This is a genomic window from Pseudocitrobacter sp. 2023LY-00077, assembly GCF_055796175.1.
The window spans coordinates 143,070-166,364 of sequence record NZ_JBSPEI010000009.1 but is presented as its reverse complement, the minus strand read 5'-3'; the positions used below and the strand labels follow the sequence as shown (position 1 = coordinate 166,364).

The window sequence follows — 23,295 nt, the reverse complement described above, 5'->3', positions numbered from 1 at the left end:
TTTTTTAGAGGGATAGTTTCAGGGTGGGATAAAGCTTATATGGTTATTATTTGAGTGCGTATATTTACGCGTAGTGAGTTATTTATATGCATATTTCAGATTTGATTTAAACTAATGTTTTTGATGATAGTTTTATAAGTCGCATCTTTTGCGAAGATAAGTTGAATAAATAAGCGTTTACAGATCCGTAGTTGTATATTTTAATATTATATTGTTACAAGATGTAGAGCATTATTTGTCTATTTTTAAGCACGTTTCGCAAATATTTCCTCGTCTCGCTAAGCCACCATTATATCAAGACTAAGTATTATCTGAATTATGATGTCGCTAAGCGGCTTTTACGTTGAAAAAAGGAAGTACAAAATGAAACGTTCAACACTCGCTCTATTCATTTCATGCGCAATGTTTTCTACGGCGAGCTTTGCCACGCCGGTACAATTAGCTTCGGTAAAAAACCTCTCTACCGACACTGAAGTCAATGGTTTCCAGAGCTCTTTGTTTTATAGCGATACCGGCACGGTAAACGGTTTTGATCTGCCGATTCTCGGCTATACGGAAATGGACCAGGTTAATGGTTTCCAGCTTGGCGCTGCGGCGGGTTCTCATGTGCGTAACGGTGTCAACGGGGCGGCGATTGGCTTATTCAACTGGCACGGTGGTGAAGACAACGGCCTGAACATCAGCCTGGCAAACCAGGTTGGCGTAATGAACGGTGCCAGCGTCGGTATTTACAGTGCCGCAGACGAACTTAACGGCCTGAATATCGGTGCGGCGAACGCCGTCGGTAACCTGAACGGTAGCGGTGATATTAACGGTATGAACGTGGCCGCATTGGGCAACTATAATAAAGGCCGGATGTACGGTTTGAATGTTGCGGGCCTGGGTAACTATACCGAAGGCACTATGCGCGGCATGAACGTGGCGGGCATTGGAAACTATATTGGCGGCGATATGAAAGGCTTCAACGTCAGCCCGTTCAGCTGGGTTGAGAAAGATATTACCGGCGCCAACGTTACTCTTGCTAACCATAGCCGGAACGTTGAGGGTCTGAACGTTGGTGGTATTGCGAACTGGAGTGAAGGCGATATTAAAGGCATGAACGTGGCTGTCGTTAACGTCTCTGAAAATATGACCGGCCTGAACGTCGCGCCATTTAACAAATCAAAAGAGACTGTCGGTGCGAATATTTCCGCCTTCAACTGGTCTGAAAACACCACCGGTTTTAATATGGCGGCGTTTAACCGCACTAACGATATGACCGGTTTCAACCTGGGCGCTTTCAACGTGGCGAATAATGTCACCGGTATGAACCTGGGCGCGGTGAACTTCAACGGCGGGAATGTTGAGGGCCTGAACATGGGGGCGGTGAACGTAACGTCTGAAAATGTTACCGGTTCGAATATCGGGGCGATCAACGTGACGTCTGGTAGCAGCTCCAGCGACTTTGGTGCCTTTAACTATGCTGATACCACCAACTTCCAGTTTGGCCTGATTAACGCCACTAAGCACCTGGAAGGCTTGCAGATTGGTGTGATCAACGTTGCGATGAACGCTACGGTGCCGGTGTTACCGCTGGTTAACTTCCACCGCTCATTCTGATTCGGTGCCTGAGTGCCTGATGCGCTTCGCTTATCAGGCCTACAAGGTTTAGCAAAATTTTGTAGGCCGGATAAGGCGTTTACGCCGCATCCGGCAGGAAAGCCCGAAAGGGCTTTCTTTCACTGCACCATCACCACATCAAATCATCCGGCACTTTAAAATCAGCGTACGGATCGTCTTCATCCTGCTCTTCCTGACTCAACGCGCTGTTTAATACAATGCTGTCGGCATCACGCTGGGCAATTTTATCCGCGACAACGGCTGGAATAATGGCATATTGCGGCTCGCCATTTGCGTCGACCAGTAAACGGGCGATAGCGAGACGGCCATTAATCAGCTGGGTCTGCGTCACTTTATCGACCACTACTTTCTTGATGAGGTTATTGTCGGTAAAGTTAAAATCGATATTGCCTTTGCTGATGGTGATGCGGTTCATCTCAATCAGCTGTTTAACCTGCGCCTTCAGCTCTTTTGATAAAACGGCCTGTTTTTGCTGCTCGCTCAGTTGCTTATCGCGCTCAAGCTGCGCTTTTTTATTTTCTTCGACCGCTTCGCGCGCCTCACGTGCCTGCACGCGTGATTTCTTTGCCGTTCTCTGGACTTTGGCCACTTTTTTGCTGGTCACTAAGCCCGCTTTGAGCATTTGCTCTTGTAAGGTAAGTTTTGTCATCTTGCTTGTCAGTCCGTTAAGAGTGTCAGGGGGAAAATGTCAGGTTTAAACCTTCAGCATTTTCACCGTGGCATCGATATCAATTTCGTCTTCCGAGAAGATATGCGTCGTCCCCTGGAAGGTGGTGATAGCCAGTTTTTTCAGCGTGCGTGTTTCGCCCGGCTTAGGTTCATTTTTGGGTCGAATACTGTTCATTAGCACGCCTACAGAAAGCACCGCGTTCTCTTTGTCGATACGCGTATCGGCAGGCACATCTTCGCTGAACACCACGTAAGACTTAATCGAGGTAAGCTTCAGGCGCTCGCCCGCGATGAAGATGTATTTACTTTCCGGCAGCACTTTTACCGCATACGCCGAGAGCCCTTTGTTGTTGGTGGTGGGCTCAAAAGTTACGGCTGCATCTTTCTTGATAAGATCAGGATTGGCGACCTTAATCACATGAAAATAGCGATTGTCGCCGTTCTCGTCTTTGATAAATCCAAAACCTTTATCTTTAAACCACGTTGTGATTGTTCCGTTCATCGCCATTACCGCCTGATTGTTTATCTACTCAGTTTTTGCAGCGCGCAGTTTAATGCACAATGCCTGCGCAGACCATGCCTTTGACTTAAGTTTGGGTGAGAAAGTGTGGGTTTGCGAGGGCAGGGGGGCGAAAGCGTAACGTGCGCAATTCCGCCCTGACCACGGTTATGCGCGTTCTTTCGCCCAGGGCCTGGCTACATTCAGACGACGATAAACGGAAGGGGTGATCCCGACGCGTTTTACGAACGCCCTGCGTAGCACATCACCGCTGGAATAACCGCACTGGCTCGCGATCGCCTTTAGAGGCAACGCATCTTTTTCCAACAGCATTTTTGCTTTATCTATGCGGCAGGCTTCCAACCATTCGCCAGCCGCCATCTGCATTTCCTGCTGAAATAGCCGCCCAAGATGGCGAATGCTTAGGCCAATATGATCAGACATCTCTTTCAGGCTTAATACGGTGCCGAGATTCGCGAGCGTCCAGCGCTGTAAATCCTGAAAGGCGCTCCGGGCTGAAGGTGAAATCTCGCTATGGCGGATAAAATGCCCCTGGTTAACCGGTCGGCGGAAAAACATCACCAGATTGCATGCCACCTCCTGAGCCACCTCGCTTCCCAGATCCTCTTCTATCAGGCGTAACGCTAAATCCATGCCTGATGTGACTCCTGCTGCCGTTCTTACCGGGCCGTCACAGACATACAGTGCATCAATATCCACCTCCGTTTGTGGAAATGCGTTGGCAAAACGGGCGGCAATTGCCCAGTGTGTGGTGACTTTACGTTGGGTCAGTAACCCGGTTTGCGCCAGTAAAAATGCGCCAGTACAGATAGAACCATAGCGATCGCTTTTTTCACAAAGCGCGTGAATATGACTCTTTTGTAGTTCCGTTAACGCCTGCTGCCAGACCTGCGGCGCGCCTGCTATTAAGAAGGTATTCGGGCTGAGCGTTTCGGTTTGTTCAAGAAGAGCGTTTGCCAACAACGTGACACCTGATGAGGCATTGATCGTCAATGTATTAACAGCAACGATGACCGGTTCATAGACCTGCCGATGAAGAAGGCGATTGGCTTCGGCGAAGACATCTAATGGCCCGGAAACGTCCAGAAGTTGCACGCCGGGAACGGCAAGAATGGCGATAATGCGTTTCATGAAAGGTGGGTGTCCTGATTCAGCGTAATGTCTTAAATCGTCGTAACTGGATTATTTGAGACAAACAGAATGCCTTGTAAACTTCCTCACATCAACCCACTGGAGGTAAATATGACTTTTAATGTACAAGGTATTCGAATCCCTGACAGCAAACTGGCTCGCGAAGCGACTGAATTCGTTCGTGATACGGAAAACGACCTGCTGTTTCATCACTCCAGCCGAGTCTATTACTGGGGAGCTCTGGCGGGCCAACGACGTGGGTTAAACGTAGACCCCGAGCTGCTCTATGTTGGTTGCATGTTCCACGACGTTGGCCTGACGCACGAACACTGTAGCTGTGATAAACGCTTTGAGGTGGATGGTGCGAATGCCGCGCGCGCTTTCCTTGAAGGTCACGGCGTTGATGCCCATGATGTCGACAAAGTCTGGACGGCAATCGCGCTTCATACCACGCCCGGTATTCCTGAATTTATGGCACCGGAGATCGCATTATTAACGGCTGGCGTTGAAATGGATGTTCTGGGTATTGAGTATGAAAAGGTGAGTGATGAGAGCCGTGAAGCGGTGGTACATCAGCATCCGCGAGTTGGGAATTTTAAAGAAAACATTATTGATGCGTTTTATCAGGGAATTAAAGACAGGCCTCAAACCACCTTTGGTAATGTTAAAGCTGATGTGATTTGCGATAAAGATCCCCAGTTTATTCGTGGGAATTTTTGTAGCGTGATTCGAAACTCGCTCTGGAAGGCGTAATAAGTGAATGAATAATTTTTTATTCTATGTTTGAGATTTATCCTCATTGAGGATATCAGTTAAATTGATCGCTGATATCCTCTACTTTGGAAATTAAGCTGTTACAGTTTTGCAAATTTCATCGCGGATTTTTTCTTCAATATCGGTTGCTGACGCTGCTTGTGAGTCAAAAATATTGCCCTCGCAAGACCAGGCAGAAAACGCATCCGCGAGGCCTGAGTCGAATACTTTCTTCGCATTTTCTGCAAGCACAGCGATGACCAAATCATGGTGGTTTTTATCGACTTTTCGGGCGATGTTACCTGCTAATTTATCGTTATCGTATCTCTCATTGGTTTGGCGCCAGCCTTTGGTGGCTGAGGTAGTTTTTATCATCACCTCTGCCCGGTAGCCCGCCTCTTTCAGGCGTTTTAATGTTTGCATGGGGGTATCGGCATTACGGAAGGTGCCTTCAATGACGATATTATATTTGTTTTCAATGGCTTTTTTGAGCACACGCTCAACCATTTCACCGGAAAACTGCGCCGTGTGGCTGACAAAGTCATCGCCATAGGTAGCATAAATTGCCTGGAAATCAGGATGGTGGAAGCGAAAATCATCACCATTAATAACCAACGCATTAAAGTCAGTCCTCACAAGTGCATGCTTAATGAGTAACGACTTTCCGGCACCTGGTTGCCCACCTAAAACAAAACCGACCGGTTGCGCCTGTGATGTGAGTACTCTCTTCGTCAGGCGACGCCATACCGACTCAAAAGGGTCATCATTTATATCGATATTATGATGAGTTGTGTTTGTACTATAATATTTTTCTCTTAAATATTTAAACCGCACAACCCCTTCGTTAAAATTAACCTCGTCGGCATCAGTTGAATAAAGATAATCCCGATAAGTAATACATTGGTTAATATCCTGACTTAAATTCAATGCTTCAGAATTATCTATGTTTCCACAAGCTTCCGATAAAAATGCAATACACTGACTCGCGCCATTTAAAAGCGCATCTTTTTCCATTAACGTTGCCATTTACGACTCCTGTAAAGAACATCTTTCCTGAAAAAATACTACTTGTTATGCTCCTCAAACCACATCTCAGCCTCATATCTTGCGCCACCGTGCTCGTCTGTGAGCATTTCCCGGAATATTTCATGCAGTTCCGGTAAATCGTAACCGTTGCCATTAATCGCACAGCCCGCCCAGCTGCGGACTTCGCCATGGTTATCGCGGAGTAATCTGATAAGAAGGGGTATAATGCTGTCATCAGCATGGTAAATAAGTGTGCACGCGATGGCATGACGAACGGTGACAAAAGGAGAATCGATGGCCTGAGTACAGCGATGCTTAAGCGTCGCCCAAAGCGCTTTATCCGCAGAATGATTTGAAAATAATTGCCCCATTGCAATAATGGCGCTGGCGCGCACGATGGCGGTGATATCATTGACCGCGCAGGAATCAAGGAAGGCCATAATATCGGGGACGTTACTTTTCGCGGTTTTTATTTGCCCAAGAATAAAACAGGCAACTTCGCGAGTACGGTAGTTTTTATCATGGCATCGCTGTTTCGCCTGGGCCAGAATCGGGTCGGAACCCATGAGTTGTAGACGTCTCGCGGCAGCATAGCGCAGCGAATGGTCTTTATTTTCTAACAGAGGGTAGAGCTCATCTTCACTGAGCTGCTGGCAATAAAGCCAGGTCTTAAGCTCTTTGGCGTCCTGGCGGCGCTGATATTCCGTTCTCATAGTGACTCATCCTGAGTACACGCCGCACAGGGTGCGGTGCGAGGTCTTAAACCCGGCTACCCCACAGGTCATACTCGTCGGCGTTATCCACTTTCACACGGATAATGTCGCCCGGCTTGACGTTGGTTTCGCCATTCAGATACACCGCGCCGTCGATTTCCGGGGCGTCGGCCATGCTGCGGCCAATCGCGCCTTCTTCATCCACTTCGTCGATGATGACCATCACTTCACGGCCCACTTTCTCCTGCAAACGCTCGGCGGAGATCTGCTGTTGCAGCTGCATGAAGCGGTTCCAGCGATCTTCTTTCACGTCGTCCGGTACCTGATCCGGCAGATCGTTGGCGCTGGCGCCCTCAACCGGGCTGTACTGGAAACAACCGACGCGATCGAGACGCGCTTCTTTCAGGAAATCGAGCAGCATCTGGAAGTCTTCTTCCGTTTCGCCCGGGAAGCCGACAATAAAGGTCGAGCGCAGGGTCAGATCCGGGCAGATTTCACGCCACTGTTTGATGCGTGCCAGCTGGCGGTCAACGGAGCCAGGGCGTTTCATCAGTTTCAGAATACGCGGGCTGGCATGCTGCATCGGGATGTCGAGATACGGCAGAATTTTGCCTTCCGCCATCAGCGGAATAACGTCATCGACATGCGGATACGGATAGACGTAGTGCAGACGCACCCAGACGCCCAGTTTTGCCAGCTCTTCACACAGGCTGACCATGCTGGTTTTGACCGGGGAACCGTTATGGAAACCGGTGCGGTGTTTCACATCGACGCCGTAAGCGGAGGTATCCTGAGAGATAACCAGCAGCTCTTTCACGCCTGCGTCGGCCAGACGTTTCGCTTCAGAGAGCACATCGCCAATCGGGCGGCTGTCGAGGTCGCCACGCATGGACGGAATGATGCAGAAGGTGCAGCGGTGGTTGCAGCCTTCGGAAATTTTTAAATAGGCGTAATGACGCGGCGTCAGCTTCACACCCTGTTCCGGCACCAGGCTGGTAAACGGGTTGTGCTGCGGCTTCGGCGCATAGTGATGGACGTGTTCCAGCACCTGCTCGTAGCTATGCGGGCCGGTAATTTCCAGCACTTTAGGATGCACTTCGCGAATTTGATCTTCTTTGGCACCCAGGCAGCCGGTGACGATCACCTTGCCGTTTTCTTTTAAGGCTTCGCCAATCGCTTCCAGGGATTCCTGGACGGCGCTGTCGATAAAACCGCAGGTGTTGACGATAACCATATCGGCATCATCGTAGCTCGGGACCACGTCGTAACCTTCAGTACGCAGCTCCGTTAAAATACGTTCGGAGTCCACCAGGTTTTTCGGGCAGCCCAACGATACAAAACCAATTTTGCTCATTTTATATACTATTCATTGCTCGGAATCGGGAGATTATACATACGGCGCGCCACGACAGCCAGATACGTTAATCACCATTTTTCAGGCCGGGAGACGGGGATTAGTGTCAGTGTAGAAAAATTGTTTCTGGCTCGTTTCAGTTGTTGAATTATTGACCTCACGCATCATTCTGTACGAAAAATGACCTTATAATAAATGTGCAAAATGGATGAGGAGGGAGGAAATCACATGAGTGGAATGACGCTGAAACGCAACATGATGAATAAAATCATCAATGCGCGCATCGATCTCGACGCTTACCTGCAACTCAGAAAAGCGAAGGGATATATGTCGATCAGCGATAACGAGCATCTGCGTACTAACTTGTTTGATTTATGTGGTGAATTGCGTAGCAAAGCACCACAGCTGATACAGTCCGCAACGCCGAAAGAAAGGGACGCTTTGCGGCAGGCAGGCGAAGCAATCGCTTCTGCGGCTGTGTGTTTGATGACCGGGCACCATGACTGCCCGACCTCCATCGCCGTTAACGTGGAATCGCTCGAACGCTGTCTGACGACGTTGAGTGAAAGCATTTATAGTATGAATGCCCACATCGACCCTCTGCACGCCTGACCTCAGGGGGAGTTAACTCCCCCTGTTAAAGGTTTTGTAAAATCCCCCGCGTTATCAATGACGTTGTCTAACCTTAAGCCAATCAATGGCGGCTACCGGGATAGGCTATGCGTCGTACTTTTCTTACTTTGACCTTAAGTTCTCTGCTGTATGTCGCTTCCGCTCAATCGGCGGAGGTCAATGTTCAGGTGTTGCAGGATAAGCTCGAGCACCCCTGGTCACTGGCTTTTCTGCCGGATGATCACGGCATCCTGATTACGCTTCGCGGTGGCGAACTGCGTCACTGGCAGCAGGGTAAAGGGCTCTCAGCGCCCATTTCGGGCGTGCCGAAGGTCTGGGCAAACGGGCAGGGCGGTTTGCTGGATGTCGCGCTGGCACCAGATTTTGCCCAGTCGCGTCGCGTGTGGCTGAGCTTTGCGGAAGCGGGCGACGATGGCAAAGCCGGAACGGCGGTCGGTTACGGAAAATTAAGTGCCGATAACCAAACGCTGAGTGATTTCAGCGTGGTGTTCCGGCAGATGCCGAAGCTCTCTACCGGTAATCACTTTGGCGGCAGGCTGGTGTTTGATGGCAAAGGGCATCTCTTTATTGGCCTCGGTGAAAACAATCAACGCAGCACCGCGCAGGATCTCGACAAACTTCAGGGCAAAGTTGTACGCCTGACTGAGGAAGGCAAGGTGCCGGACGATAACCCGTGGCTGAATAAATCGGGCGTGCGCCCGGAAATCTGGTCTTACGGTATTCGTAACCCGCAGGGGATGGCGATGAATCCGTGGAGCGAGACATTGTGGCTGAACGAGCACGGCCCGCGCGGCGGAGATGAAATCAACATTCCGCAAGCGGGCAAAAACTATGGCTGGCCGCTGGCAACGCACGGTATTAACTACAGCGGGCTACCGATCCCCGAAGCGAAAGGGGAATCAGCGCCTGGCACCGAGCCGCCGCTTTACGTGTGGAAAAAATCACCGGCATTGAGCGGTATGGCGTTTTACGATGCGAAGACGTTCCCACAGTGGCAGCACAAACTGTTTATCGGCGCGCTGAAGGATGAATCGGTGATTGTGATGCAGGTAGACGGTGATAAGGTGACGGAAGAGGCGAGAATTCTTGGCGAGCGCAAACAGCGCATCCGCGATGTGCGCGTCGGACCCGACGGTTATCTGTATGTCTTAACCGATGAGTCCGACGGCGAGTTGCTGAAGGTCAGCCCGATGGGCTAGGTTGTTAGCGAAGGAAATGTGGCGTAAGGCGCGAGATAACCGTGCACATCGGTTTTACGGACATACTCTTTTTTCGGCAACGGATCTTCAGCGCGCATTTGCCATATTGCCAGCCATTGCAGCATGACCAGCTTCACCTGTGTCAGTGCGGGATCATCCCACACGTTATTCATCTCCCAGGGATCGCGGCTTAGATCGTACAAGCGAAAATCGCCGGTAACGCCTGCAAACAGTGACCAGTTTTGATAACGGACTTTACGATGCCGTCCGCTTTGCGTGACGGCATTAAGCTCATCAAGCCGCGGGATCGCTTCGCCGTTATCCCACATGATTCCCGGCCGTGGGCGCATGGTGACATCTTCAGCCGTATAAGGCAGGCCGCCAAAGCCTTGCTCGATGTACGCGCTGGCAAACTCTTCAGTAGGGTAGCTTTCGCCACGCAGCATTGGCAGGAGACTTCTTCCCTGTGCGCTTAACGGGATCGATTGCCCCATGGCTTCGCAGAACGTTGGCATAACGTCGGCAAGGGAAACAAAATCCTCACGAGGAGATTGCCTTGCGCGGGCCAGGTTATCGCCAACGACAACCATGGGTACACGGGAAAGGACTTCCGGCATTTCAGCCCCTTTACGCACTAACCCGAATGCGCCAACGTAATCCCCGTGATCGGCCGTAATCATTACCAACCTTTCACGCTGCTGGTGGCGGGCTTCCAGGCCTGTGAATAAGCGGCGAATTTGGTCATCAATCAGCCTCAGCATGCCGCAATAGTTGGCTCTGGCGCGATCGATAAGCCTGTCGTAATCCGGATCGGATTCCACGCCAATCTGATGCAGGTAATCCCATGCCCAGGATTGTGTCGAACGCATCTCCGCGTGGGGATCGCTTTGCGGCAGCGTTTCAGGAGGAAAGAGTGAAAACCACGGGTCAGGAACCTGATAGGGGTTATGCGGTTCCGGAAATGAAACGACCAGCAAAAGCGGCGTATCTGGATTCTGCTTTTTAACCCAGGCTAATGACTGCGACACAATACGATATTGATTCTGCACTTCAACGGGGAAGGGCGTGGGGGATTCCGCCGTGCGGTGACGTAAATCGTGCAGCCACTGCTCGAATTCTCGGGCCTCTTCGTCGGTCGTCCCCACGTGGCCTTCATGCGAATATTCTTCCCAGTAATCCACATCCGTTGCGCTAAGCCAGGTATGGTTTTTGCCGACCATTGCGGTGGCGTAACCTGCCTGTTTAGCAATTGCAAACAGATTTTCACCATGTACGGCCAGCTCCGCAGCAGAGTTTTCAACCACGCGATGCGCCGTTGGATAACGCCCGGTGAAGAGGGTGGTTCGCGCCGGGCAGCAAAGTGGTGCGGTGGTGTAGGCGCGGTTAAACCATTGGCCTTCGTCAGCCAGAGCATCAAGAAAAGGCGTTGTGTCTAAGGTAAATCCTTCACGTGCGCATAAATCCGCGCGTTGTTGATCGGTGAGGATCAGGATTAAATCGGGTTGTTGCCTCGAAATCATAAAATCACCTTATGAATAACGGTTTTTCATGGGCGCGGGGATCAATGCGTCCCGCTGGCTATCTGTGGATGTGGATTCCTTTTTTCCGCTTTCATGGCGACGCCACAAAGTGCTGAAAGGGCGCAAACCACGGTCAACACCAGCGCCAGGACGTACGCATTGCCGTCGGACCAAATGAGAATGGCCAGGCAGGCGGGCGGGGTTAAACCGCCGATGATGGCGGAGACCTGATATACCAGAGAAACGCCGGTGTAGCGCACCTCTACGGGGAATATATCGGCCAAAAATGCAGACTGAACGGCAAACGGCATCATGTTGCATATGCGCATCACGATAACGCCCAGCACCATCACGGGAACGATTTGGGTGTTGAGCATGGCGAACATGGGAAACATGGAAAGGGCCACAAGGAACATTCCAAGGGTGAAAATACGTTTACGCCCTACTCGGTCGGAAATTTTTCCGGTGATAAGCATCAGCGGAATGGCGATAAGTGTGGGGATAAGCGTGGCGATAAGGCCGATTGAGTTAGCCATATGCAGATAGGTCGCCACGTAAGCAATCACGACCGTGCCCGCAACATTGCCAGAAATCGCATCGGATGCGCGCGCGCCAAGCCCAAGCAGGAGTGGTTTCCAGTGATGGCATACCACCGTTTTCACCGGGCTTTTCTCGACTTTGTTGTCTTTCACCAGTTGAGCAAAATCGCCCGTTTCTTCCATGTGAACGCGGATATAAAGAGCATATGCCAGCAGAAACCCTGAAATAAGAAAAGGCACGCGCCAGAGCCAGGCGGCAAAAATCTCATCGCCTGCGAAGGCCGTACAGCACAGAACCAGAATAGTGCCTATCGCGCCGCCGACGGGATTCCCCAGTTGTGGAATGGCGCCATAAAAACCGCGTTGATTTTCTGGTACCGACTCAATTGTTGCCAGCGCGGCACCGGCATATTCTCCCCCAAGGCCAACGCCTTGTAGAAGGCGACAAATGGTCAACAGGATGGGGGCGGCAACGCCGATTTGCGCATAGCCGGGCAGGCAGCCAATCACCAGCGTGGGGATCCCCATGATTAACATCGTGGTGACCAGCAGCTTCTTACGACCCACTCTGTCGCCAAAGTGACCAAATATGACGGCACCGAGCGGACGGGTGATATAGCCCATTGCAACGGTCATCAGCGAAGAAAGCGTGCCAACAGCCGCATTTTGTTCAGGGAAAAAAACGTGATTGAAGACCAGCGTAGAAACGGTGGTATAGAGAATAAAATCGTACCATTCAAACGTAGAGCCCAAAAAACTGGCCCAAACGGTACGCCTTGCCGCCGCAGATAAGCGACCTGACGTGTGAGTATTCACATTAACTCCTTGGTTAAATCTTTCCGATGAATGAACAGCAAGAAGAATGAAAATGAACGGCTCGTTATTGTTGGCGGGAATAAGGGGGAGGCCCCCCCTTATTCGGGTCAAGTTGCGTTTTAGCGCATAATGCGACGTAAAATACGGTTCGCCTGCTCCTCGAAGGTGGTTGCAGCTTCGTCGATGGAGGCTTTACCGTGGTCGATGCTTTCTCTGGCGGCGGTGAACAGCGCGCCAAATTGCGGATCTTCCAGGTACGGCATGGCCATCGATTTGTTTGGCATTGACTTCGACTGAATCAGCCCGGCGATTACCGGATCTTCATCTTTCAGAATGCCAGCCTCGCGGAGGATTTTTTCTCCGTCATGGCTCAGCGGCGCACCGCGTTCAAGTCCGACCGGAAGAACACCCTCGGATTCACTCATCAGGAAATGCAGTAATTGTGCGGCTTCCTGCGGATGTTTGGTGTTGCGGCTGATGGAGTACATCAGTGCGGTTTTACTAAACTGCCCGGCATCTTTTGCGTCTTTATGCATCGGATATGGGCCCATCACCAGGTCTGACGGGTTTTTCAGGTTCTGCGATTCAGCGGTGTAGAGCACGTTCCAGTTATAAACGCCGCCCCATTCGCCGTTGATCCACGGCTTCATTTCGTAATTCACGCCTTTACCAAACGAGGCCATCGCTTTGGTGTCGGGAATAACGTGGTTATCCGCCAGTTTGCGATAGAAGGTTAACGCCTCAACCAGTTCTTCATGTGACCAGGCGATTTTCTTCGTTTTCTCGTCGATCATCTCTTTCTGGTTCTTCTGGTACATATAAGAACGCAGCATCAGCAAAGCATCCTGCTCGGAGAGAATCAGCGGATAATAGTTATCGCCCAGTTTTTCTTTAAATACCGGGCCGGTCGCCAGCAGCTCGTCCCAGGTTTTTGGAAACGCAACGCCCGCTTTTTTCCAGGTAGCGGCGTTGTAGAAGAACAGCATAACGTTAGAGGAAATAGGAATGGCGTTGATTTTGCCATTCACGGTGGTGGTCGCCAGCGCTTCAGGCGGGTATTGATCGAGGCCCAAAGGTTTACTTAGTTTATTCAGATCGTAAAAACCATCGCCTTTTTTCGACAGCAGCGTCAGCCAGTTCCAGTTGGTCTGCATAACGTCAGCTTCAGTGTTGCTGTTCATCTGGGTGGTCAGGCGAGGATAAAAACCGTCCCAGCCGGTATATTCCGCTTTTACCTTGATGTTCGGATATTTGGCCTGGAAGGCTTCCAGCGCTTTCATGGTGGCCTGGTTACGGGCTTTACCGCCCCACCAGGCAAAACGCAGCTCAACCTGTTCGGCGCTGTGCGCAATAATCGGCATCGCGCTGAAACTGCAACAGGCCAGCATCAGCAGTACTGATTTTTTCATTCAATAACCCCTCCATGTTAAAGGATCAGCGGCGATCTCTGCGCTGTTGATGGTAGGCGGATAACGCTTTCACCAGCGTCATTTCCTGTTCGCACCACGGTTTGCCGTCGGCGTGAAGCACATCGTGGAACCACAGTGACTGCGGGTCTGGATGTGTTTTTTGCACGCCAGGCCACGGGATCCAGGTTTGAGTTTTTCCAGCGACCAGCCCCCAGTGGTAGCAGCCCGTTTCGAAGGCGCTGAACAGCGGAAGTTGTTCGCTAAAGTTGCAGTCGACGTGGCGGGCAAGCCACTCTGTGCACAGTACCGGGCGGTTGCGCTGGGCCAGTTTTGCCAGAATGTCCAGCTGACGGGCGGCGGTATTGTAGTTGTGGTAGCTGACGATATCGGACAGCGCCAGCGCGGCGGCATCAATTGGATGCTCGAAGGTGGCGTACTCATCGTGATCGACATGCCATGCACCAACGGTCAGCGGCTGGCTCGGGCGAACGTCGTGCGCCCAGCTGAATACGGAGACCATGAGTGTTAACGCGAACTCTTCCAGCGCGTCGTCCACTTCGCCGGATTCGCCGGGGCCGATAAACACGCCACGGTTGCCGGGTTCGTTGTAGAGATCCCAGATAGCCACACGTTCGTCATTTTTGAAGCGGGTTAAGATGTCGCGCACGTAGGCTTCGACGCGCGGCCACAGGCTTGGGCTCATGACGATAGCGCGGCCCGGGCTGGCCGCCGCCTGGCTGTTATGCAGGTTGGGCACCGGCTCTTTTTGCGGGCCGAGATAGGGCTCGTCGCCGGAAAAACCGCAGTCATCCATGAGGGTCAGCATGACCTGAATGTGATGTTTTGCGGCTATTGCCAGAAAAGTACCAATACGCGCCAGCAGGCCATCGCGATCGGCTTCCCAGACAATAAACGGCAGGTTGGTGCGCAGGGCGTTATAGCCATAGTTGTGCGCCCATTCCAGTTCTTGATCAATCGTGTGGGCGTCGAAGGTATCGGCTTGCCACATGTCAGTCCAGTTCACCGCGGTGCGCGGTAAATAGTTAAATCCACAGGCCCATCCATGATGTTTGTACCACTCCTGCACCTGTGACTTACTCCACTGAGATTGCATGAGTATTCTCCATTGGTAATAATATTAGCTAATATTTATTACTCACGTGGCGCACGCAATGAAATTCCTGGTGTTTTGCCGTTTTGTTCACAAAAAAGTCGTAGATGTTTTGTGCTATAGTCGGCAGCGATAAGGAGCCGAAATGCAAAAGAAAAATAAGATAACCATGAGCGATATTGCCAGAGAAGCGGGGGTGTCACAGGCCACCGTATCGCTGGTGCTGAACAATAGTCGGGCGGTGCGTTTGAGCGACGATACGCGAGAGCGTGTTTTCATTGCGGCGCAAAAGCTGGGCTATAAGAAAATCGCCGTGACGCACCGCCAGGAAGGGCAGGAAGAGATTGCATTACTGTTGTGCGGAATGGACGGTTACGATCCCTTTATTGACGCACTGAGTGAGGCCAGCGGTACGGCCTGGCAGCGGGATACGTTGCTGACTGTTTATGACTATGGCGATGATTTTGAAATGGCGCGGCAAATCATCCAACAGCTGGCGGGACGTAAATGCGCGGGCGTGATTCTGGCGAGCCCAACGACACGGGCATTTGATTTTTCTCCGTTTGAGCCGCTGCTCAATGTCCCGGTCGTGCTCCTGAATCAGTACGACCCTGCGCGGCCATTGTTACCGACGTTTCTGCCAGACGATCGCGCGAATGCTTGCCAGATAGTGAATCATCTGCTGGATCAGGGCGTGACGCGTATCGCACACATTACCGGGGATGAATGGATGGACGCCAGCGTCCTGCGTCTGGAAGGTTATCGTCAGACGCTTGAGCAGGCGGGAATTGCCATTGATGAGGCGTTAATTAAGCCGACAGACAGGTCGTTGAATGCAACGTTTAACGCCACGCTGGAATTAATGAAATTGCCGCAGCCACCACAGGCGATATTCTGCGCCAGCGACTGGATGACGCTCGGTTGCTATCAGGCGCTGGCGACGCTCAATATTAAGGTACCTGATGAAATTCTGGTGTGCGGCTACGACGATCAACGGATTGCGCATCAGCTGACGCCAATGCTTACCAGCGTGCAGTTAGCCTACGGCGAACTGGGCAGAATGGCGGTGGCTTACTTATGCGACGGTGATGATGTTGCCACGCACGTCCGGCTGGTGGGGAAATTACAGGTACGCGGCAGCAGCCAGCGTACCTGAATGGCATCAGGTGACGGGGATCATCACCACATTCTGGAAGGCCGGACGATCCGCAAGCTGCTGATACCAGCGCGCCAGATGCGGATGCGGCTGCCAGGTTTTCACTGTTTCCAGCAGGTTGTAGATGAACGGTGCGACCGCAATATCGCCGGGGCCAAATTCCTCGCCTGATAACCAACGATGCTTCGCCAGTTCAGCATCAAGCATCGCCAACAGCGGTTCACACTGGGCGATGGCTTTTTCAATCGCCGCGTGGTCGCGTTTTTCCGCTGGCGTTCTGACCAGCCCCATCAGGATCAGGCGGTGGCTGGGGGAAAGGGTATCATTGGCCCAGTCCATCCACTTCTCACCCTGCGCGCGCGTTGCCGGTGAATCCTGCCACAGGCGTCCCTGGCCGTACTGGGCTACCAGATAACGCACGATAGTATTTGACTCCCACAACACAATATCGGCTTCGTCATCTTTCAGCAGCGGCACCAGGCCATTGGGATTGAGCGCCAGAAATTCGGCGTCGTGGTTCAAACCAAACTCCATGCCCGCCATAATCTGCTGATAAGGCAATTCCAGTTCTTCCAGCGTCCAGCGGACCTTTTTCACGTTCGTTGAGTTATTGCGTCCCCACAGCGTAATCATAATCACCCCAGTGTTTCGTATCAGTACGTATCAGCATGGTGATTCAAAGTTAAGCGTTAGGCAATCGCGATCAAAAAATTGTTCAGGATTTTCGCACATCCCTGGGATCTTGCGTAAACTTAACAAACTTTACCAACTCACTGTTTCTTTAAGAGAGTTTATACGTTATTACTCACCGCCTGGTGCAGCACGGTTACGGTAGTGGCGTGTTTTTTTGGAATGGATACTTGGGTGGCTTTTATGACGCGTGATGCTTTTTCCCTTCGTGGCCTGGTGACGGGCTCTGCTCTTTTACTTCTTGTCGCACCTGCTGTGCAGGCGGCGGAACAACTTCCTGATGCGCCGTCGATTGACGCACGTGCGTGGATCCTGATGGATTACTCCAGCGGTAAAGTGTTAACCGAAGGGAATGCGGACGAAAAACTGGACCCGGCCAGCCTGACCAAAATCATGACCAGCTACGTGGTGGGCCAGGCGCTGAAAGCGGGGAAAATTAAGCCGACCGATATGGTCACCATCGGAAAAGATGCATGGGCGACCGGCAACCCGGCACTGCGCGGCTCTTCCGTCATGTTCCTGAAGCCTGGCGAACAGGTTTCCGTTGAGAACCTGAATAAAGGTGTGATTATCCAGTCCGGTAACGATGCCAGTATCGCCATTGCGGACTATGTCGCCGGCAGCCAGGACTCCTTCGTAAGCCTGATGAACGGCTATGCGCAGAAAATTGGCCTCACCAATACCACCTTTAAAACCGTCCACGGCCTTGATGCGCCGGGGCAGTTCAGTACTGCGCGCGATATGGCCTTGTTGACCAAAGCCATGATCCACGATGTGCCTGAAGAGTACGCGATCCACAAAGAGAAAGAGTTCACCTTTAACAACATTCGCCAGCCAAACCGTAACCGTCTGTTGTGGAGCTCCAGCCTGAACGTTGATGGCGTGAAAACGGGCACCACCGCAGGTGCGGGCTATAACCTGGTGGCGTCTGCCAGCCAGGGTGAAATGCGCCTGATTTCCGTGGTACTCGGCACCAAAACGGACCGCATCCGCTTTGGCGAATCAGAGAAACTGCTGACCTGGGGCTTCCGCTTCTTCGAAACCGTGACGCCGATTAAACCGGACGCCACTTTCGTGACGCAGCGCGTCTGGTTCGGCGATACCAGCGAAGCGAAGCTGGGCGCTGGCGAAGCGGGCTCAATTACCATACCGAAAGGGCAACTGAAAAACCTGAAGGCCAGCTACTCACTAACTCAGCCGCAGCTCACCGCGCCGCTCAAGAAAGGCCAGGTTGTCGGGACCATCGACTTTAAACTGAATGATAAAACTATTGAACAGCGTCCACTGATTGTGATGGAAGCCGTGGAAGAGGGCGGGTTCTTTAACCGGATGCTCGATTTCGTGCTGATGAAATTCCACGAATGGTTTGGTAGCTGGTTCTCTTAATTGACGATAACAGGCCGCGCCAGCTGGCGCGGTCAGTAAAGTAAGGATATCTGCGTTTTTTTCGCCAGCGCGACAATATCATCATCCGGGCGAATATCACTGGCAATTACATCAAACTTCTCCAGCGCGCCCATTCTTGCCGGGCGTACCTTACCAAATTTACTGTGATCCGCCACCAGCACGTGGTAGCGCGCCTGACGCATCGCCCAGTGTTTTACCGGTAATTCTTCGAGATTAAAGCAGGTTGCACCCTGAACAATGTCGATGCCAGCCGCCGAATAAAAGGCGATATCCGGGCAAAGATGGGCCAGCGTGTCGTGTTCGCTCAGCGGTTTAAAGATGGCGTTGCTGGCATGAAACTCACCCCCGCAGAGGATAACTTTGCAGTTGGGTTTTTCCTGCAACGCCAGAAAGGTATTCAGTGAATAGCAAACGCCGGTAAAAGGCAGCTCATTATCAATAGCGTCAATGATCCACGGTGTCGTCGTACCGCAGTCAAAAAAGGCCATCTGGTGTGCTTTCAACAACTGCGCAGCATGCTGAGCCGCGCGCTTCTTTTCATCCACCAGACGCGTTTTTTGATCGCTTAAGAGATAATGCGAGGCACTACGCGGTTCGAGGACGATGTAGCCGCCGAGCAGCACCACCGGCCCGCTCTGGCTATTCAGGTCACGGCGAACCGTCATTTCTGAAACGCCCAACAGCGCTGCGGCTTCTTTAAGGTGCAGTTTATCGCTGCGTTTTAATGCCTGAATGAGTTGACCAATCCGCTCGTCGCGTCGTGTTTCCATGTTTCCTCTACCGGGCCAGCTCCGGCAGGGCGCCGGAGTCAGCCTGTCATATTACCTGTGCCTGACGGCTTAGTCACGCACCCAACCCTTGCGAATGGGAAGGGAGAAAAGCATACGGTAGAGTGATTGCAGGTGTTGATAGACCTGAGAGCCAAAGCGGTGCCAGAGCATCTGTGAGGTCAGGCAGCCAATAAGGCCGCTCAGGAAACCGCCGAGCATATCGATGGGCCAGTGCACGCCAAGGTAAACCCTTGACCAGGCGATTGCGCAGGCAATAACCATTAATATCGCGCCGGACCACAAACGGTGCCAGAACAGGAAGGCGAGGGCAAAGGTGAAAATCACCGTACCGTGATCGCTTGGGAAGGAATCGTCTGCGGCATGCGGCAGGAAGTTGTAGCCCACGCCATCGACAAAGGGACGATCGTGCGGAAAAAGATGGCCCACAACCCATGAAAGCGTCAGGGCGACGACAATCGCCAGCGCGGTTTTGACCACCAGCTGACGCTGGGCGCAAACCTGCTGTTTCGGCCCCCAAAGCCAGAGCGCAGCCGCCAGGAAGGGAACGATAGAGATAAGGTCGCGGGCGATAAAGGTCGCCAGGGTGATTAACCACTGCGCCGAAGCGGGGGTGGCATTCAACAGCGCGAAGAGTTGGTGGTTCAGGATTTCCAGCATAACATCCAGACTTTTATGACAGATTAATGACCGATACCTTAAAAAGCTTAACCGCAGCGGTAAAGGGGGATTGTCTTAATTCCGCTCCCACGCACGCGCGCTAATCAGGTTAACTCGTTGAATTCAGCACACTATACCTATCCAAAGTTAAGCAAACCTTAAACGAGTAAAATTGTGCGGAAATATTACATCTGAGCGATAATTTACTATCGTCACTACGACCTGTGGATTAAACTTGCGCGTTTTTACACTGAGTTAGTTTTGGTAATGAGTAATCCCTCTCTTTCCGGCAAACGTCTGGGCCGTCAGGCGCTGCTTTTTCCGCTCTGTCTGGTGCTGTACGAATTCTCCACTTATATCGGCAATGATATGATTCAGCCGGGTATGCTGGCGGTGGTGGAACAATTCAACGCAGGCAACGAGTGGGTTCCCACCTCGATGACGGCTTATATGGCAGGCGGCATGTTTTTACAGTGGCTGCTGGGGCCGCTGTCGGATCGTATTGGCCGCCGCCCGGTAATGTTGACCGGCGTGGTGTGGTTTATCGTCACCTGTCTGGCCACGCTGCTGGTGCACAATATCGAACAGTTTATTTTCCTGCGTTTCCTGCAAGGGGTCAGCCTGTGCTTTATCGGCGCGGTAGGCTATGCGGCGATTCAGGAATCTTTCGACGAGGCCACCTGCATTAAAATCACCGCGCTGATGGCAAACGTAGCGCTGATTGCGCCATTGCTTGGCCCGTTGGTCGGTGCGGCCTGGGTGCACGTTGCGCCGTGGGAGGGTATGTTTGTACTGTTCGCGTTGCTCTCGGTTGTCGCTTTTGGCGGCTTGTTCCGCGCAATGCCGGAAACCGCTACGCGTATCGGCGAAAAGCTCTCTCTCGGTGAGTTAGGCCGTGATTACGCGCTGGTACTCAAAAATGGACGTTTCCTGGCGGGGGCACTGGCGACAGGTTTTGTTAGCCTGCCGTTACTGGCGTGGATAGCCCAATCGCCGGTGATTATTATCAGCGGTGAGCAGGCCAGCAGCTATGAATATGGCCTGTTACAGGTGCCTATCTTCGGCGCGCTGATCGCCGGTAACCTGACGCTGGCGCGCCTGACCTCTCGCCGTTCCGTGCGTTCACTGATTATCATGGGCGGTTGGCCGATTATGGCCGGTTTAGTACTGGCGGCGGCAGCGACGGTCGTTTCCTCGCACGCCTATCTGTGGATGACGGCGGGATTGAGCGTTTACGCGTTTGGCATTGGTGTGGCGAATGCCGGGCTGGTGCGACTGACGCTGTTTGCCAGCGATATGAGCAAAGGCACCGTTTCGGCGGCGATGGGCATGTTGCAGATGCTGATTTTTACCGTCGGTATCGAAGTCAGCAAACACATGTACCTGCAAGGCGGGAATGGGCTGTTTAGCCTCTTCAACCTGACGAACGGTGTGCTGTGGCTGGTGGCGGTCGTCTTCTTCCTGAAAGACAAATCGGTAGGCAGCAGCAACCAACCGCAATAATGTGTGTGCCCGGCAAGTGCTGCCGGGCAGACCTTCAGGCAAACGGCGCTTCGCCGTTCAGCGCTTTCTCAATAATGTCCAGCACACCCTCTTCGTTATTATGCGGCGCACGATATTTCGCCACTGACTTCACCACGTCCGACGCATTCGCCATCGCAAAACCGTAGCCCGCCTGTTGCAGCATTTCGATATCGTTGCCGCTGTCGCCAAAGGCCAGAACTTCGCTGTCGTCAATACCCCAGCGCGCCTGCAGCAGACGCAGACCGTTCGCTTTATGAACGCCAGGGACGATAAGGTCGATACTGCCATGGCCGGTCGTGACGGCGGTGAGCATATCGCCTACTTCTTCATGAATCAGTTTTTGCATCTCGGGTACCAGAGTATCCGGAACGTTGAGACCAAACTTCAGGAAGGTATCTTCAATATTGTCGAAGTTATCTACTTCTTCCAGACGATAATAGTAGCGGAGGGCAACCTCTTTAAATGTCTGATCGTAGCGCTTTAGGGTGTAGGCGCTTTGTTTCCCGCAGGCGATGATTTCCAGTTCGGTACGGGTTTGCAGATAACGCACCACGTCCTGGAAATGCTGCTTTGGAATACTGCAGTTGAAAATATCTTCTCCGGCATCTACCACCCAGCCGCCGTTTTCGGCGACAAACGCAATTTCATCAACAATCTCCGGGAAGAAGGAGATGAGCTGATAATACTGGTTGCCGCTGGCGACCGCGAAGCGAATACCTTGCTGCTTCATGCGCTGATACTGAGCCAGGAATCGCTCACGATTATAGGTTTTCGCCTCGCTGAGGAAGGTGCCATCCATGTCGACTGCAATCAGTTTGATACTCATCCATTACTCTCCATCACAACGTTGGGTTCAGGTTTAGCCACCGCTCGCGCCACCAGCGCAGCGACCAGCACCAGCGCCAGCACGGCAAGCATGGCACTGCGCAGACCATAATGTTCGCCGAGGAAGCCCAGCAGCGGCGGCCCGACAAGAAAAGCAAGATAACCGGTGGTGGCGACGACGCTCACGCGGGTCGGCGCATCCGGGCCGGTATCGCTGGCGGCGGAAATGGTTAGCGGGAAGCCCAGCGACGCGCCCAGCCCCCATAAAATCACGGATACGCCGGCAACCCAGTCGACATCGACGAAGATAATCAGCGCAATACCCAGCGCGCCCATCAGCGCACTGGCGCGAACTACTGTCACGCGGCTGTAGCGGTCAATGAACCAGCCGCCGGTAAAGCGGCCAAGGGTCATGCCCAGGGTGAAACCGGCGTAAATTAACGCGCCGGACTTCGCGCTGAACCCGTGGCCGTCAACCATCAGCAGCGGTAACCAGTCATTGGCTGAACCTTCGGCAAATGCCATCGCCAGCACTACGACGCCTATCAGCATCAGTTGCATATCGCGCCAGAAGGGCGCGCCTTTCTCGTTCGGCTGTGTACCATCCGCGGCGTTTTTGCCGGTACCCTCGGGAATTGCCCGAATGGCGATAGCGATAGGCGCGATGCCCACCAGCGCCGCCAGGGCGATATGCCACATTGCGGGTAGACCGAAAGCGGTTAACGCCATCCCTACACCCGCGCCCACCAGGGTACCGAAGCTGTAAAAACCGTGCATCATCGGCAGCACGGTTTTTTTCATCTCTTGTTCAACGGCTGCGCCTTCAACATTAATGGCCACTTCCGCCGCGCCAAAGCTGCCGCCAAACACCGCCAGCCCGGCGGCAAAAATCCACGCTGAGCTAAACCAGAGCGCGATGCTTAAAATTAGCATTCCGACCAACGCACATGACATGGTGGTGCGAATTACCGCGCGCGTGCCAAAACGCTTCACCAGCGGAGCCGAGCAGAGAATGCCGCTCATTGAGCCCACCGACAGCCCGAACAGCACAATGCCCATTTCTGCCGTCGAGACCGATAAAATATCGCGGATAGCGGGCGTGCGTGTTGCCCACGAGGCCATCAGCAAGCCCGGTAAAAAGAAGAACATAAACAGCGCATACATGCGCAACTGAAGGGCTTTGCGGGGCGTCACGTTGTTATCCATTAGCGAAGTTGACGAAATGATGCGAC

22 protein-coding genes are annotated in these 23,295 nt (G+C 52.5%); 7 read left to right on the top strand and 15 right to left on the bottom strand.

What is annotated here, in order from left to right:
* Positions 1-363 precede the first annotated feature (363 nt).
* Entirely contained in the window at positions 364-1,599 is a 1,236-nt protein-coding gene (locus tag ACWWFX_RS13555; protein ID WP_473224028.1) for a hypothetical protein, read from the top strand.
* Positions 1,600-1,729: 130 nt separating this feature from the next.
* On the opposite strand, the gene ACWWFX_RS13550 is transcribed toward ACWWFX_RS13555, so the two are convergent.
* The 3 genes from ACWWFX_RS13550 to ACWWFX_RS13540 form a co-directional block, all read right to left on the bottom strand.
* Entirely contained in the window at positions 1,730-2,269 is a 540-nt protein-coding gene (locus ACWWFX_RS13550) for a DUF2058 domain-containing protein (RefSeq protein WP_276218147.1), read from the bottom strand.
* A gap of 45 nt (positions 2,270-2,314) precedes the next feature.
* Positions 2,315-2,797: a cold-shock protein gene (locus ACWWFX_RS13545; protein ID WP_473224027.1), complete on the bottom strand. Its 483-nt coding sequence runs from the start codon at positions 2,795-2,797 to the stop codon at positions 2,315-2,317.
* 159 nt (positions 2,798-2,956) lie between these two features.
* Complete coding sequence (locus ACWWFX_RS13540) at positions 2,957-3,940, bottom strand: GlxA family transcriptional regulator (RefSeq protein WP_473224026.1); 984 nt, start codon at positions 3,938-3,940, stop codon at positions 2,957-2,959.
* 111 nt (positions 3,941-4,051) lie between these two features.
* Between ACWWFX_RS13540 and ACWWFX_RS13535 the strand changes: the two genes are divergently transcribed.
* Entirely contained in the window at positions 4,052-4,693 is a 642-nt protein-coding gene (locus ACWWFX_RS13535) for an HD domain-containing protein (protein WP_149461444.1), read from the top strand.
* A 93-nt stretch (positions 4,694-4,786) separates the two neighbouring features.
* Here ACWWFX_RS13535 and ACWWFX_RS13530 read toward each other — a convergent pair whose 3' ends face one another.
* The 3 genes from ACWWFX_RS13530 to rimO are packed head-to-tail and all read right to left on the bottom strand — an operon-like array spanning position 4,787 to position 7,786.
* Positions 4,787-5,719 (bottom strand): zeta toxin family protein, encoded by a 933-nt coding sequence (locus ACWWFX_RS13530; RefSeq protein WP_473224025.1) that lies wholly within the window; start codon positions 5,717-5,719, stop codon positions 4,787-4,789.
* Positions 5,720-5,757: 38 nt separating this feature from the next.
* Positions 5,758-6,432 carry a HEAT repeat domain-containing protein gene (locus ACWWFX_RS13525; protein WP_473224024.1) on the bottom strand — a complete coding sequence of 225 codons (675 nt, stop codon included), beginning with the start codon at positions 6,430-6,432 and terminating at the stop codon, positions 5,758-5,760.
* 46 nt (positions 6,433-6,478) lie between these two features.
* The gene (rimO, locus tag ACWWFX_RS13520; RefSeq protein ID WP_108474656.1) at positions 6,479-7,786 is read right to left on the bottom strand and encodes a 30S ribosomal protein S12 methylthiotransferase RimO; all 1,308 of its coding nucleotides are present in this window, start codon (positions 7,784-7,786) and stop codon (positions 6,479-6,481) included.
* 228 nt (positions 7,787-8,014) lie between these two features.
* On the opposite strand from rimO, the gene ACWWFX_RS13515 reads away from it, so the two are divergent.
* Entirely contained in the window at positions 8,015-8,398 is a 384-nt protein-coding gene (locus ACWWFX_RS13515) for a biofilm formation regulator BssR (RefSeq protein ID WP_188016803.1), read from the top strand.
* A 107-nt stretch (positions 8,399-8,505) separates the two neighbouring features.
* A complete protein-coding gene (locus tag ACWWFX_RS13510; protein WP_473224023.1) occupies positions 8,506-9,618 on the top strand; it encodes a PQQ-dependent sugar dehydrogenase in 1,113 nt (370 codons plus the stop codon).
* Here ACWWFX_RS13510 and ACWWFX_RS13505 read toward each other — a convergent pair.
* The 4 genes from ACWWFX_RS13505 to ACWWFX_RS13490 all read right to left on the bottom strand — a co-directional run bounded on the left by ACWWFX_RS13505 (position 9,615) and on the right by ACWWFX_RS13490 (position 15,016).
* A complete protein-coding gene (locus tag ACWWFX_RS13505; protein WP_473224022.1) occupies positions 9,615-11,138 on the bottom strand; it encodes a sulfatase-like hydrolase/transferase in 1,524 nt (507 codons plus the stop codon). The genes ACWWFX_RS13510 and ACWWFX_RS13505 overlap by 4 nt on opposite strands.
* Before the next feature lie 41 nt (positions 11,139-11,179).
* Positions 11,180-12,493, bottom strand: coding sequence for an MFS transporter (locus ACWWFX_RS13500; RefSeq protein WP_473224021.1), 1,314 nt, complete (start codon positions 12,491-12,493; stop codon positions 11,180-11,182).
* A 119-nt stretch (positions 12,494-12,612) separates the two neighbouring features.
* On the bottom strand, positions 12,613-13,902 hold the full coding sequence (locus ACWWFX_RS13495) for an ABC transporter substrate-binding protein (RefSeq protein ID WP_276218114.1): 1,290 nt from the start codon (positions 13,900-13,902) through the stop codon (positions 12,613-12,615).
* 25 nt (positions 13,903-13,927) lie between these two features.
* Entirely contained in the window at positions 13,928-15,016 is a 1,089-nt protein-coding gene (locus tag ACWWFX_RS13490; RefSeq protein WP_473224020.1) for a glycoside hydrolase 5 family protein, read from the bottom strand.
* A 142-nt stretch (positions 15,017-15,158) separates the two neighbouring features.
* Here ACWWFX_RS13490 and ACWWFX_RS13485 point away from each other — a divergent pair, with 142 nt between their 5' ends.
* On the top strand, positions 15,159-16,169 hold the full coding sequence (locus ACWWFX_RS13485; RefSeq protein WP_473224019.1) for a LacI family DNA-binding transcriptional regulator: 1,011 nt from the start codon (positions 15,159-15,161) through the stop codon (positions 16,167-16,169).
* Positions 16,170-16,175: 6 nt separating this feature from the next.
* Here ACWWFX_RS13485 and ACWWFX_RS13480 read toward each other — a convergent pair whose 3' ends face one another.
* Positions 16,176-16,802 carry a glutathione S-transferase family protein gene (locus ACWWFX_RS13480; RefSeq protein WP_456147493.1) on the bottom strand — a complete coding sequence of 209 codons (627 nt, stop codon included), beginning with the start codon at positions 16,800-16,802 and terminating at the stop codon, positions 16,176-16,178.
* 240 nt (positions 16,803-17,042) lie between these two features.
* On the opposite strand from ACWWFX_RS13480, the gene dacC reads away from it, so the two are divergent.
* On the top strand, positions 17,043-18,245 hold the full coding sequence (gene dacC, locus ACWWFX_RS13475; protein ID WP_276218604.1) for a serine-type D-Ala-D-Ala carboxypeptidase: 1,203 nt from the start codon (positions 17,043-17,045) through the stop codon (positions 18,243-18,245).
* Positions 18,246-18,277: 32 nt separating this feature from the next.
* On the opposite strand, the gene deoR is transcribed toward dacC, so the two are convergent.
* Positions 18,278-19,036, bottom strand: coding sequence for a DNA-binding transcriptional repressor DeoR (gene deoR / locus ACWWFX_RS13470; RefSeq protein WP_276218106.1), 759 nt, complete (start codon positions 19,034-19,036; stop codon positions 18,278-18,280).
* A 69-nt stretch (positions 19,037-19,105) separates the two neighbouring features.
* Positions 19,106-19,714 (bottom strand): undecaprenyl-diphosphate phosphatase, encoded by a 609-nt coding sequence (gene ybjG / locus ACWWFX_RS13465; protein ID WP_473224018.1) that lies wholly within the window; start codon positions 19,712-19,714, stop codon positions 19,106-19,108.
* A 267-nt stretch (positions 19,715-19,981) separates the two neighbouring features.
* Between ybjG and ACWWFX_RS13460 the strand changes: the two genes are divergently transcribed.
* Positions 19,982-21,217, top strand: a complete 1,236-nt coding sequence (locus ACWWFX_RS13460) for an MdfA family multidrug efflux MFS transporter (RefSeq protein ID WP_473224017.1) — start codon at positions 19,982-19,984, stop codon at positions 21,215-21,217.
* Between the two features lie 34 nt (positions 21,218-21,251).
* On the opposite strand, the gene ACWWFX_RS13455 is transcribed toward ACWWFX_RS13460, so the two are convergent.
* Together ACWWFX_RS13455 and ACWWFX_RS13450 are read right to left on the bottom strand one after the other, a co-directional pair.
* Positions 21,252-22,064 (bottom strand): Cof-type HAD-IIB family hydrolase, encoded by an 813-nt coding sequence (locus ACWWFX_RS13455; RefSeq protein ID WP_276218099.1) that lies wholly within the window; start codon positions 22,062-22,064, stop codon positions 21,252-21,254.
* Positions 22,061-23,269 (bottom strand): MFS transporter, encoded by a 1,209-nt coding sequence (locus ACWWFX_RS13450; RefSeq protein ID WP_473224016.1) that lies wholly within the window; start codon positions 23,267-23,269, stop codon positions 22,061-22,063. The genes ACWWFX_RS13455 and ACWWFX_RS13450 overlap by 4 nt, the downstream gene beginning before the upstream one ends.
* Between the last annotated feature and the right edge of the window lie 26 nt (positions 23,270-23,295).